Source organism: Homoserinibacter gongjuensis (assembly GCF_030161875.1).
GTDB classification, from domain to species: domain Bacteria; phylum Actinomycetota; class Actinomycetes; order Actinomycetales; family Microbacteriaceae; genus Homoserinibacter; species Homoserinibacter gongjuensis.
Genome location: NZ_BSVA01000001.1, coordinates 315,339 through 327,442 on the forward strand (window position 1 = coordinate 315,339; position 12,104 = coordinate 327,442).

9 protein-coding genes and 4 pseudogenes are annotated in these 12,104 nt (G+C 71.1%); 3 read left to right on the forward strand and 10 right to left on the reverse strand.

Annotated elements, in window-relative coordinates; translation table 11 throughout:
- Positions 1–46: 46 nt before the first annotated feature.
- From QQK29_RS01815 to QQK29_RS01830, 4 genes and pseudogenes are all read right to left on the reverse strand, one after another.
- On the reverse strand, positions 47–973 hold the full coding sequence (locus tag QQK29_RS01815) for a DUF58 domain-containing protein (protein WP_284301878.1): 927 nt from the start codon (positions 971–973) through the stop codon (positions 47–49).
- Positions 950–1,948, reverse strand: a pseudogene (locus tag QQK29_RS01820) (AAA family ATPase); the annotation flags it as partial. The gene QQK29_RS01815 and the pseudogene QQK29_RS01820, both read right to left, overlap by 24 nt.
- 333 nt (positions 1,949–2,281) lie before the next feature.
- A pseudogene (locus QQK29_RS01825) lies at positions 2,282–3,776 on the reverse strand (sensor histidine kinase).
- Between the two features lie 9 nt (positions 3,777–3,785).
- Positions 3,786–4,631, reverse strand: a complete 846-nt coding sequence (locus tag QQK29_RS01830; protein WP_284297297.1) for a CpaE/TadZ family protein — start codon at positions 4,629–4,631, stop codon at positions 3,786–3,788.
- 155 nt (positions 4,632–4,786) lie between these two features.
- Between QQK29_RS01830 and QQK29_RS01835 the strand changes: the two genes are divergently transcribed.
- Positions 4,787–4,969 (forward strand): hypothetical protein, encoded by a 183-nt coding sequence (locus QQK29_RS01835; protein WP_284297299.1) that lies wholly within the window; start codon positions 4,787–4,789, stop codon positions 4,967–4,969.
- 69 nt (positions 4,970–5,038) lie between these two features.
- On the opposite strand, the gene QQK29_RS01840 is transcribed toward QQK29_RS01835, so the two are convergent.
- Positions 5,039–5,671 carry a hypothetical protein gene (locus QQK29_RS01840; protein ID WP_284297301.1) on the reverse strand — a complete coding sequence of 211 codons (633 nt, stop codon included), beginning with the start codon at positions 5,669–5,671 and terminating at the stop codon, positions 5,039–5,041.
- A gap of 129 nt (positions 5,672–5,800) precedes the next feature.
- Between QQK29_RS01840 and QQK29_RS01845 the strand changes: the two genes are divergently transcribed.
- The gene (locus QQK29_RS01845) at positions 5,801–6,061 is read left to right on the forward strand and encodes a helix-turn-helix domain-containing protein (RefSeq protein WP_284297303.1); all 261 of its coding nucleotides are present in this window, start codon (positions 5,801–5,803) and stop codon (positions 6,059–6,061) included.
- 189 nt (positions 6,062–6,250) lie between these two features.
- On the opposite strand, the gene QQK29_RS01850 is transcribed toward QQK29_RS01845, so the two are convergent.
- Complete coding sequence (locus tag QQK29_RS01850) at positions 6,251–6,859, reverse strand: hypothetical protein (RefSeq protein ID WP_284297305.1); 609 nt, start codon at positions 6,857–6,859, stop codon at positions 6,251–6,253.
- 141 nt (positions 6,860–7,000) lie between these two features.
- Between QQK29_RS01850 and QQK29_RS17650 the strand changes: the two are divergent.
- Positions 7,001–7,333: pseudogene (locus QQK29_RS17650) on the forward strand (Rv3235 family protein); the annotation flags it as partial.
- Between the two features lie 128 nt (positions 7,334–7,461).
- Here the strand turns inward: QQK29_RS17650 and secA are convergent.
- The 4 genes and pseudogenes from secA to QQK29_RS01875 all read right to left on the reverse strand — a co-directional run bounded on the left by secA (position 7,462) and on the right by QQK29_RS01875 (position 12,097).
- Positions 7,462–10,260 (reverse strand): annotated as a pseudogene (gene secA, locus QQK29_RS01860) (preprotein translocase subunit SecA).
- A 175-nt stretch (positions 10,261–10,435) separates the two neighbouring features.
- Positions 10,436–11,101 carry a ribosome hibernation-promoting factor, HPF/YfiA family gene (hpf, locus tag QQK29_RS01865; protein ID WP_284297307.1) on the reverse strand — a complete coding sequence of 222 codons (666 nt, stop codon included), beginning with the start codon at positions 11,099–11,101 and terminating at the stop codon, positions 10,436–10,438.
- 96 nt (positions 11,102–11,197) lie between these two features.
- Entirely contained in the window at positions 11,198–11,899 is a 702-nt protein-coding gene (locus QQK29_RS01870) for a ComF family protein (RefSeq protein ID WP_284297309.1), read from the reverse strand.
- A gap of 63 nt (positions 11,900–11,962) precedes the next feature.
- Positions 11,963–12,097 carry a hypothetical protein gene (locus tag QQK29_RS01875; protein WP_284297311.1) on the reverse strand — a complete coding sequence of 45 codons (135 nt, stop codon included), beginning with the start codon at positions 12,095–12,097 and terminating at the stop codon, positions 11,963–11,965.
- Between the last annotated feature and the right edge of the window lie 7 nt (positions 12,098–12,104).

Here is a 12,104-nt window from a genome sequence, read left to right on the forward strand (position 1 = left end):
GAGCAGCAGCCAGACCGCCGAGTACTGCAACGGCGGGTACAGCACGTCATCGCCGGGCATGAGCCCTCCCGTGCAGCATCGCGAGCAGGTCGGCGATCGCGGTGCGCTCGCCCTCGAGCGCCGTGTGGCTCACCGCGAGACGTTCGAGCACCGCGATGCGGCGCGCGTCGGCGGCCGCGCGCTCGGCCTCGAGCTCGGCCACGATCGCGGCGTCTCCGTGCAGGAACTCGGGCACCGCCCACTGGCTCGCCACATCGCGCCGGGGAGCAGCGGATGGGGTGGCGAGCACCGGATCCGCGTCACGCAGCGTCACCCACAGCACGTCGTGCTGGGCGCGCAGCCGCTTCAGCTCGCGTTCCGTGCTCGCCCCGAGCGGTTCCTCATCCGTGACGACCACCACGATCATGCGTCGCGCGACCGTCTGTGCGACGTGATGCAGCAGCAGGTCGCGGGCGCTCACGAGGTGCGCTCGCTCGATCGCGTCGTCCATCGTGCGCAGCAGCTGTTCGATGCCGCCCTCGGAGCTGCGCGGGGCGAGCCGCGTCGGGCGGTCGCCGTCGGCGTACATGAGCTGCACGTCGTCGCCGTGCCGCACGGCGAGCGTCGCGAGGGCGCCCACGGTGAGGATCGCGAGCTGCTTCTTGGTGCCCTCGTCGCGGGCCAGCGCGCGCATGGCGGCGCTCGTGTCGACCACGAAGAGGATCGTGTGCCGGCGTTCGGCGTAGGAGCGCTTGACCATCGGCTCGCCCGCCCGCGCGGTCGCCCGCCAGTCGATGTCGCGCACCTCGTCGCCGTGCTCGTAGGGGCGCAGGTCCTCGAAGTCGAAACTGCGCCCACGCACGAGCGAGGCGTAACCGCCGTCGAGCGGGTGCACCGACTTGAGAGTCGAGGCGATGAAGAGCTTGCTCTTCACCGGCGCGAGATGACCGACCACGAAGCGCCGCCGATCAGGGGTGGGAACCACGCCGAACACCGCGTCGATGATGTCCTCGCTGCGCACACCCTCCGCCTCGGCCTCGTAGCTCAGCAGCACGCGGTGTCGCAGCACGACGTGGCGCAGACTCGACACGTCATCCGGCACCACGTGATCACGCCCGTTGAGCAGGGCGAACGCACGCGAGGCACGCAGGAAGGCGATCGACGCACGCGGGCTCGCGCCGTACTTGATGAAGCGCGCCTTGTCGTCGCCGATGTACTGCGCGGGGTTCCTCGTCACGTAGGCGAGGCCCACGATGTAGTTGCGCACCTCCTGCGACACATGGATGCCGGCCGCCACATCCTGCAGCAGCGACACATCCGCGATCGTCGCGACCTTCGACGCGTGCTGGCCCGGCGCGAGCACCCCGGAGTCCAGGCGTTCGAGCACCTCGAGCTCCTCCTGCGGGCTCGGGTACTGCACGATCTCCTTGAGCAGGAAGCGGTCCATCTGCGCCTCGGGGAGCTCGTAGGTGCCCTCCTGCTCGATCGGGTTCTGGGTGGCGATCACCATGAACGGGTCGGGCAGCTCGTGCAGCTCGCCGCCGATCGTGGTCTGGCGCTCCTGCATGGCCTCGAGCATCGCCGACTGGGCCTTCGCGCTCGACCGGTTGATCTCGTCCAGCAGCACGACGTTGGCGTGCACGGGGCCCAGCACCGTGCGGAAGGTGCCGGTCTGGGCGTCGTAGATCTGGGTGCCGGTGATGTCGCTCGGCAGCAGGTCGGGGGTGCACTGGATGCGTTTGAAGGTGCCGTCGATCGTGTCGGCCAGGGTGGATGCGGCGGTCGTCTTGGCGAGCCCCGGAACGCTCTCGAGCAGCACGTGGCCGCCCGCGATGAGGGCGATCAGGAGGCTCGTGCGGAGACGATCCTGGCCCACGATGCGCGCCGAGTAGGCCTCCGTGATCCGTGCGATCACCTCGTGGGCCTGCTGCAGCTGGTCGGGCGTCGGCTCAGTGGGCGCTGGGTTCATGTATGACCTCCATCGGGGACGAGGAACGCCCGGCCCTCAACCCTAACCGCAGTGCCCGACGTGGCCGGTGGGCAGAGCTCCCCGTGCCGCGCCCCGTCGATCTTCGCGCCGCATCCCTCGCCCCCCAGTGTCGAAAATGCAGGAGTCGTCGACCCCGAACCGCCGCGCTCCGGCCCTCCCGCCTCCGACACGCCCGGGTTCTCCTGCATTTTCGACACAGCCTCCGGGTGCGGCCGGGTGCGGCCCGGGCGCGAGAGGGCGGCGGATGCGGCGCGGCGTCAGGCTCGTGGCGTCAGGCGGGGTGCGTCAGGCTCGTGGCGTCGGCGGGGTGCGTCACGCGGGGTGCGTCAGGTAGAGCAGCGGCACCTCGATGGTGACCTCGGTGCCCTCGCCCTCGAGGGTGTGCCAGTCGATCGTGCCGCCGAGCTCGCCCTGGATGAGGGTGCGCACGATCTGCGTGCCGAGGCCGGCTCCGACCTTGCCCTCGGGCAGCCCCGTGCCGTTGTCGCGCACGCGCACCGAGAGCAGGTCGTGCTTGCGCTTGGCCGAGATCACCACCTCGCCGTCGCGATCGGCGAGCCCGTGCTCGACGGCGTTCGTGACGAGCTCGGTGAGCGCGAGTGCGAGCGGGGTCGCGTACTCCGACGGCAGGGTGCCGAAGGATCCGGACTTGCGCGGCATGACCGTCGTGTTGTGGCTCGAGGCGACCTCCGCCACGAGCAGCAGCACGCGGTCGAACACCGTGTCGAAGTCGACGTTCTGGTTGAGCCCCTCCGAGAGGGTGTCGTGAACGACGGCGATCGCGGCCACCCGGCGCATCGCCTGGGTGAGGGCGTCGCGCGCCACGTCGTTGTGCGTGCGACGGCTCTGGATGCGCAGCAGCGAGGCGACGGTCTGCAGGTTGTTCTTCACCCGGTGGTGGATCTCGCGGATCGTCGCATCCTTGGTGATCAGCTCCTGCTCCTGGTGGCGCGACTCGGTGACATCCCGGATGAGTACGATCGCCCCCACGCGCTCCCCGCGGTGACGCAGCGGGATGGCGCGCAGCGTCACGGTGACCCCGCGCGCCTCGATGTCGGTGCGCCAGGGGCGCGGCCGGTGACGACGAGCGGCAACGACTCGTCGACCGTGAGCTTGCCCGAGAGCAGGTTCGTGGCGACCTCGGCGAGCGACTCCCCTCGAGTTCGCTGCCGAAGCCCATGCGGTTGAACGCCGAGAGCGCATTGGGGCTAGCGAAGGTGACGATGCCGTCGACGTCGAGCCGGATGAGTCCGTCCGAGGCGCGCGGCGCCCCGCGACGCGGCAGCGTCGGTGCCCCGAGATCGGGGAAGTCGCCGTGCGCGATCATGCCGAAGAGGTCGTCGGCGCACTGGTTGAAGGTCAGTTCCTGGCGCCCGGGGGTGCGCGCCTCGGAGAGGTTCGAGTGGCGGGTGAGCACCGCGATGGGGGTCGTCGTCGTCTCGCTGCCGCTCGGGCTGAGGCGCCGCAGCACGGGCACCGCACGCACCCGGGTGGGGGTCTCCTCGTACCAGTCGGGGGCCGAGGTGTCGACGATGCGCACCTCGTCGAAGGCCTGCTGCACCTGGTCGCGCCACTCGGGCTTGATCTCCTGGCCGACGAAGTCGCGGTAGAAGAGGGTGGCGGCCGACGACGGCCGCGAGTGCGCGACCGCCACGAAGGTGCCCGCAGGGGTGGGCACCCACAGCACGATGTCGGCGAAGGCGAGATCGGCGATCAGCTGGCCGTCGGCCACGAGCAGGTGCAACCACTCGACATCGGCCTCGTTCGAGAGACCGTGCGCGAGCATCAGCTCGGAGAGCGTGGACATTCCCTTAGGCTAGCCGCCGCTCGTCGGCTCCCTCGCCCGGCGGCGGCGCGCGCCCGCATCCGCACCCGTCGGCACGAGCATCGCCGCCAGCTCGCGCACCGCCGTGCGGGCGGGCGAACGCGGGGCGGCATCCGCGAGCGGGCGCGCGCCGAGCAGCGCCGCATCAAACGCGGCGGCATCCCATGGCACGAAAGCCGGACGATCGATGCCACCGAAGCGGGCGAGCGTCTGGCGCACCTGTCCCGCCGGGTTGAGCCCGATCGCGCCCTGCCGCAGCTTGTTGACGACGACCGTGACGCCTTCGGGATCGGGCTGCACGAGGTCGAGCAACTCGGCGTGGTCGCGCAGGAAACGCGGGATGCCGACGGGATCGGCCGAGGCGACCGCGACGATACGGTCGGCGGTGCGCAGCGCCTCGACGCCCGCGGCATTCCGCCGCGGTGCCGCCAGGTCGCTCGCGAGTTCGTCGTCTTGCTCGAGGCTCGCCGCGACATCGACCACGAGCACCTCGCACCACTGTCGAATGGCCGAGATCGCGCCCGCCACCCGCTCGGGGCCGAGCTCGGGCCAGCGCGCCGGCCGGCCGATGCCCGTGAGCACTCGGAACGGATGCCGCAGCCCGCGCGGCGTGACCGCGAGCCGTTCGAGCTGGGCGTCGTCGAGCCCGCCGATACCGGCCAGCCGGCACGCCGCCGCGAAGCCGGGCGCCTCGTCCAGCAGGCCGAGGGCGGGGGCGACGGATGCCGCGTGGGTGTCGGCGTCGGCCAGTACGGTGCGCAGACCTGCTGCGGCGAACTCGGCGGCGAGCGCGATCGCGAGGCTCGTGCGCCCCGGCGCGCCGTGCGGGCCCCACACCGCGACCACGGTGGCGGCGCGACGGGGCTGCGCGAGCGCGAGAGCGGGTGCGGCCTGCTCGTGCTCTGCAGGCGGCGCGGGCGGCGCGGCCTCCCCTCGAGCAGCCCCCAGCCGGCCGGACCCCCGACGGCATCCACGATGCCCGCGCGCGCGGCGTGGCGGTGCTGCTCCTCGTCGTCGGCGACCACGAGCATCCGGATGCCGAGCGCATCAGCCGTCTCGACGAGGCGCGAGGTGAGGTGCTCGGGGGTGGCCTGCACGACCACGAGCTCGACCGCGAGCTGCGGGAGCCGCACCGCGAGCTCGTCGCCCCCGAGCAGCGGATGAGCACCTCGTGACCGTGATAGCCGGCAGTATCGGCGAGGTGCTGCTCGGCGTCGAGAGGCAGGGCGAGGGCTACCCGCATCTCAGCCGCCCAGCGCGAGGCCTGCGGGCACCACGGCGAGCGCGTCTCCCGCGGCCTGGGCCTGCAGCACGCGGGCCACCCGGCTGCGCGGCACGAGCACCTCGATCGCGCTGCCACCGGACGACACGAGACCGTCGTCCTCCACGACGCGCACGACCACCGCATCCGGAACGAGCACGACGGGGGCGCCGAAGCCGCGACCCTCGGCATCCGCGGGAGAGGCCCAGACATCGACCACCGCGCCCGCACGCACGGCCGAGCTCGGCGGGGCGGTGAGCTCGAGCACGAGCGCCGTCGAGCGGATGCCCGACGCATCCCCCACGGCGGTGCGCGGCAGCAGCTCACCGTCATGCACGGGATGCACGACGATGAGGCCGTCGGCGGGAAGCTCGTCGACGCCGAGGTAGAGACCGTCGGCGCCGTCGAGCGAGACCTCGCGCTCCACGAGGTCGTCGCGGTCGATGCGATCGCCGGGGCTGAGCGCCGAGGCCGCCGCGTAGACCGTCGTGCGGGCGTCGACCGCGCCGACGAGCGCGACCACGCCGACCACCGATGCGGCCACGAGTGCGAGTCCGATGAGCAGGCGCACGTCGATCGTGCGGCGTCGTCGCCCGGATGTCGTGAGGGATGCCACGTGCCCCTCCCCTTCCGCCGCGCCTCGCGGCCCGCCCATCGTGCACCGAGGCGCCCCCGGCGCGGGAGAGTTATCCACAGGGCCCCCGAAACGGGGCCATGGCGCGCGCCCACGACGCATAATCGGGGCATGACAGCGGATGCCACCTCGGGCCTCGGTCGCTTTCTGACCATCGCCGACACCGCCGAGATCCTCAACATCTCGGCCGGTCAGGCGTACGCCCTCGTGCGCAGCGGTGAGCTGCCCGCCATCAAGCTCGGCGAGCACGGCCAGTGGCGCATCGAACGCCACGTCCTCGAGGCCTACATCGCCGCCCGCTACGAGGAGGCCCGACGGAAGGGCCTCTGGAACCAGGCCGAGTTCACCGATCTGCCCGAGCTGTTCGTCTGATTCTCTTGGCGCGGCGATAATCCGCCGCGCTCGGCCGATCGGCCGGCCGTGCGCGAACGCCCGGCCGATCGAGTGCCGACACCCTCAACCCCCACACGATCCGCCGCGCTCGGCCGATCGGGTGCCGACACCCTCATCCCCACACGATCCGCCGCGCTCGGCCGATCGGCCGACGTGCGCGAACGCCGGCTACGCGCGCACGCGCACGATCGCGTCGAAGGGCACGAGGCGGATCCGACGCACGACGCGATCGCGGCGCGGCTCGCCGGGCTCGTGCTCGGCGAGATCCAGGTGGTCGCGGGCGACGCGGTCGATGGTGCCCGTGACGGTGCCGGTGCGGGTGCGCAGCTCGATGCCGGCCCGGCGACGGCAGAGATCGCGCAGCACGAAGGCGAGCCCCAACCTGCTCGACAGGTCGGGCAGGGCCTCGCTCGGCGGCGGGCGCAGCCCGAGCTCGAGCTGATCGCGTTCCGGCGTCACCCCCACGATCGCGGCGACGGGCACGACCACGGCGTGCCGAGCGGCGCCCACGGTCACCTCGCCCGCGATCCAGTCCCGGCCCGACGACTCCACCCGCAGTGCGAGCGTCTCGCCGTCGGCGAGGATGAGGCCGACCGCTGCTCCGGCGCGTGCCATCGCCATGATCCGATCGCGCAGGCCGATACGCCCGAGCCGCAGCCGCTCCTCTTCGGCGGCGAGCTCCTGACGCTCGACGTCGAGCTCATGCTCGAGTCGTCCCTCGAGGTCGGCGAACAGCTCATCCCAGCGCACGAGGCGACCGTAACCGGCGTGCGTCATCCGCCGTCATAGTTCTCCACAGGCTGCTCCGACATCTCGACACGAAAAGTATTCATATGCCAAGGTGATCGGCGTCCCCCGTTACGGGGGCAGACGGGGCGGCCGGATGCGCGGCGGCGGAAGGGATGGCGATGCGCGCCAGTGAGACGGCGAGAATCGACGGCACAGTTCGAGCACTCCCCATATCTGCCGAGCGACGACCTCTTCGGTCGTCAGCCGGCCTCGGCGGGCGAGTTACCCGATCCCCGGCCGCTGCTCGAGAATCTCACGCGCTGCGTCATCGAGATCATCGCGGGCGCCCGCGATCTCGAGCAGATCGCCCGCTGGGTCGACGACAGCGTCTACACGAAGCTGCTCAAGCGCGTCGTGGTGTCGGCGCAGGCGCGTCAGGCCGCGCGGCGCCCCGCGACGCGACCCGTCATCACGCTCGGCAATGTGACGGTGTGCGAACCGCGCGACGGCGTCGTCGAGGCGGTCATCATCGTGCACAGCCGGATGCGCACGCGCGCCGTCGCGATCCGGCTCGAGGACTCGACCGACGGTGGCGCGCCACCTCGATCCACGTGCTGTAGCGCCGGCCCGCCGGACCCCCACCAGTGGCCTCAGCGGCCGCGACGCTCCTGCGCTCGCCGCTGGGCACGGTTGAGGAGCCTGCTGGCCGGCTCCGTCGCCGTCGACGCGCTGCCCGAAGGCACCGCGCTCGCCGCCGCCCTGCTGGGCCTGGCCCTGCGCCTGGCGTGCCGCCGCCTGCTGCGCGCGCGCCGTGGCGGCGCGCTCGACCTGGCCGCGCTGGTTGCGCACCTCGACCCCGCCTGAGACGTCGTCGCTCGGCGCCGAGTAGCTGAGCCCCTGCTGCGGAGCCGTCGAGGCACCGAGCCCCTTGGCCGCCACACGGGCCTGACCGTCGCCGCTCGTCACCTCGACCTCGAGGTTGTAGAGGAAGCCGACCGTCTCTTCGCGGATCGCCTCCATCATCGACTGGTAGAGCGAGAAGCCCTCACGCTGGTACTCGACGAGCGGGTCGCGCTGCGCCATCGCGCGCAGACCGATGCCGTCCTTGAGGTAGTCCATCTCGTACAGGTGGTCGCGCCAGCGGCGGTCGATCACCGAGAGCACGACGCGGCGCTCGAGCTCGCGCATGGCGGGGAACCCAGCTCGTCCTCGCGGCGCTGGTAGGCGATGCGCGCATCCGACAGCACCTCCTCCTTGAGCGCTTTCACCCGCAGGCTGCCCTTCGAGCCGGCCTCCGAGAGCACCTCGTCGATCGTGATCGACACGGGGTAGAGGGTCTTGAGCTCGGCCCACAGGGCGTCGAGGTCCCACTCGTCGCTCGTCGACGACGCGGTGTGCTCGTCGACGACCTCGCTCACCACATCCGTGAGGAACTTCTGCACGCGATCGTGCAGGTCGTCGCCCTCGAGGATGTGACGGCGGTCGGAGTAGATCGCCTCGCGCTGGCGGTTGAGCACGTCGTCGTACTTGAGCACGTTCTTGCGGATCTCGGCGTTGCGCGCCTCGACCTGCGACTGGGCGGAGCGGATGGCACGCGAGACGGCCTTCGACTCGATCGGCAGATCGTCGGGCGCCCCCGCATGAGCATCTCGGCGGCGCCCGTGTTGAACAGGCGCATGAGGTCGTCCTGCAGCGAGAGGTAGAAGCGGCTCTCGCCCGGGTCGCCCTGACGTCCCGAGCGCCCGCGCAGCTGGTTGTCGATGCGGCGGGACTCGTGACGCTCGGTGCCGAGCACGTAGAGCCCGCCCGCGTCGCGCACCTTCGCGGCCTCGACCTCGACGCGCTCCTTGACGGCCGCGAAGACCGCGTCCCACTCCTTCTCGTACTCGTCGGGAGTGTCGACGGGGCTCAGTCCGCGGTTGTTCATCTCGGCGACCGCGAGGAACTCCGCGTTGCCGCCGAGCATGACGTCGGTTCCACGTCCGGCCATGTTGGTGGCGACGGTGACGGCACCGAGGCGCCCGGCCTGAGCCACGATGGATGCCTCGCGCGCGTGGTTCTTCGCGTTCAGCACCTCGTGCTTCACGCCGCGCTTCGCCAGCATCCGCGACAGGTACTCGCTCTTCTCGACGCTCGTCGTGCCGACGAGCACGGGCTGGCCGGTGCGGTGGCGCTCGACGATGTCCTCGACGACCTGCTCGAACTTGACCTGCTCGTTCTTGTAGATGAGGTCGGCCTGGTCCTTGCGGATCATGGGCTTGTTGGTCGGGATGGGCACGACGCCGAGCTTGTAGGTCGACATGAACTCGGCCGCCTCGGTCTCGGCGGTACCGGTCATGCCCGAGAGCTTCTGGTACAGGCGGAAGTAGTTCTGCAGCGTGACGGTCGCGAGGGTCTGGTTCTCCGCCTTGATCTGCACCCTCCTTCGCCTCGATGGCCTGGTGGATGCCCTCGTTGTAGCGGCGACCCTGCAGGATGCGGCCCGTGTGCTCGTCGACGATGAGCACCTCGCCGTTCATCACGACGTAGTCCTTGTCGCGCTTGAAGAGCGCGCGCGCCTTGATGGAGTTGTTGAGGAAGGAGATCAGCGGCGTGTTCGCCGACTCGTAGAGGTTCTCGATGCCGAGGTAGTCCTCGACCTTCTCGATGCCGGGCTCGAGCACACCGACCGTGCGCTTCTTCTCGTCGACCTCGTAGTCGGTGCCCTCCTGAAGGCGCTTGGCGATGTTGGCGAACTCGCTGAACCAGCGGTTGGCCTCGCCCGACGACGGGCCCGAGATGATGAGCGGCGTACGGGCCTCGTCGATGAGGATCGAGTCGACCTCGTCGACGATCGCGAAGAAGTGGCCGCGCTGCACCATGTCGGATGCCTGCCACGCCATGTTGTCGCGCAGGTAGTCGAAGCCGAACTCGTTGTTGGTGCCGTAGGTGATGTCGGCGCCGTACTGCTCGCGACGCTCGGCGGGGCTCTGCCCGGAGAGGATGCAGCCCGTGGTCATCCCGAGGGCGCGGAACACGCGACCCATGAGCTCGGACTGGTAGCTCGCGAGGTAGTCGTTCACCGTGACGACGTGCACGCCGCGGGCCGGGATGGCGTTCAGGTAGGCGGCCGTGGTGGCCACGAGCGTCTTACCTTCACCGGTCTTCATCTCGGCGATGTTGCCGAGATGCAGCGCCGCACCACCCATGAGCTGCACGTCGAAGTGCCGCAGGCCGAGCGTGCGCTTGGCCGCCTCGCGCACCGCGGCGAACGCCTCCGGCAGCAGGTCGTCGAGCGTCTCGCCGTTCGCGTACCGCTCGCGGAACTCCACGGTCTCGTGGCGCAGCTCCTCGTCGCTCAGCTCCGAGAAGGCGTCTTCCAACTCGTTGATCGCAGATGCGTACGACGCCAGTCGGCGCAGGGTGCGCCCCTCGCCGAAGCGCAGAGCCTTCTCGAGAACGTTCGCCACGAATGGCCTCCTGTCCGGGTTCCGGGCACGCGGGAGCGCCCTTGACCTGGACAGCCTAGTCGTCTCGGGCCTGGGAAGGCGGTGAGCCGTGGGGGTTTCGAGACGCCCGCTGCGCGGGCTCCTCAACCAGCGCGGGGTGCCGCTGATTGAGGAGCGGCGCAGCCGCGTCTCGAAATCAGCCCGCTGTGGCGTGCGCGAGCGCCGCCACCTCCGTGTCGAGCTTGATGACGCCGTAGTCCCAGCCCTTGCGGCGATACACGACGCTGGGCTTGTCGGTACGGGCGTCGATGAAGAGGAAGAAGTCGTGCCCGACGAGCTCCATGCGGTCGACGGCCTCCTCGGCCGTCATGAGCTCGGCGGGGAACTCCTTCTCACGGATGACGACGGGGCTCCAGTCGTCGCTCGCCTCCTCCTCCACCACCGGAACGGAGCCCGTGGCGACCTTCTCGATCACCTCGGCCGTCGCGGGCACGACGTCGACGACGCTGAAGCCGTCGGCGGCGGCCTCACGCAACGAGGTGGGACGACGCTGACCGCGGTGCACCTTCTTGCGGTCCTTCGCCTGGCGGATGCGCTCGACGAGCTTGTCGTAGGCGAGGTCGAAGGCGGCGTACTTGTCGGCGGCGCCGGCCTCGGCGCGCACGATCGGTCCGGGGCCGATGAGCGTCAATTCGATGCGATCGCCGTCGGCAGCACCGCGGCTCTCGTGATGACGCACGAGCTTGATCTCGAGGGCGAGTGCGCGCGGTGCGAGGTGCTCGACCTTCTCGGCCTTCTCGCTGACGTAATCCTCGAAACGATCCGGGATCCCAACGTTGCGTCCGGTGATGGTGACATCCATGGCGGCCTCCTGATCCGGCCCGAAGTGCCGCCTATGGATCAGGCGGTCGTCTCCTTCGCGCCTTTAGGGCCACCGTAGCCCGGGCCCCGCACTTTGTCACTGGGCGGTCGCTGAGGCTTCCGTGCGCGGACGCCCGGAGCGTCCGCGCAGCGGCGTGGCGGCGATCACGACGGCCCCGAGCACCTCGCCACCCGCATCCCGAAGGGCTCGCGCCGCCTCGCCGATCGTGGCTCCCGTGGTGACGACATCGTCGACGAGCAGGAAGGTGCGGCCATCGAGCCGCCCTCGCGCGCGATGCACCCCGCGCAGGTTGGCACGGCGTGCCTCGCGGCCGAGACCCTTCTGCACGTCGTGCGGGCGCGCGGCCCGCAGCACGCGCGCGTCACGGTATCCGGTACGTGCGAGCACGAGGCGCACCGGATCGAAGCCGCGCCGGCGGTAGGCGGCGCGCGTCGAGGGCACGGCGCACAGCTCCACGACGGGCGACGCGGAGGCGGTGTCGGCGAGGGCGTCCGCGAGCGCCTCGGCGAGCAGCGCGGCCAGCGCGCTCGCAAGCCCCGTGCGCCCCTGCTTGCAGGCGAGCACGACGCGCCGCACCAGGCCGTCGTAGACCGCCCCGGCGTACACCGGGATGCCGCCCGGCGCGGTCGTACGGACCGGCGTGGGGGCGAGACGCATCCGGCACACGGCGCACAGCTCGCGCCCCTCGGTCTCGCACCCGGCGCATCGGGTGGGCAGCACGAGCGCGAGGGCGTCGAGCAGGGCGTCGAGAAGGGCGTCGCGGATGCCGTGTCGCATGCCGCGATCCTGGCGCGACGCGCGATGCGGGCGCGGCCCCACCCCCGCATCCGGGGATAACTCCTACTGCTGGGTGGCGAGGAAGGAGGCGAGGATGCCCGTCTCCTGCCAGCCGCCGCTCGAGTTGCGGCGCCACACCGCGCCGTCGGCGTCGCGCACACGCATGCCGTCGACGAAGTTGCCGCCCACGAGCTGCACGCCGCCC

Excerpts from the sequence above, each read along its gene's own strand:
- QQK29_RS01870 (WP_284297309.1), bottom strand. The coding sequence starts at position 11,899 with ATGCGACACGGCATCCGCGACGCCCTTCTCGACGCCCTGCTCGACGCC.
- QQK29_RS01850 (WP_284297305.1), bottom strand. The coding sequence starts at position 6,859 with ATGACGCACGCCGGTTACGGTCGCCTCGTGCGCTGGGATGAGCTGTTC.
- hpf (WP_284297307.1), bottom strand. The coding sequence starts at position 11,101 with ATGGATGTCACCATCACCGGACGCAACGTTGGGATCCCGGATCGTTTC.
- QQK29_RS01845 (WP_284297303.1), top strand. The coding sequence starts at position 5,801 with ATGACAGCGGATGCCACCTCGGGCCTCGGTCGCTTTCTGACCATCGCC.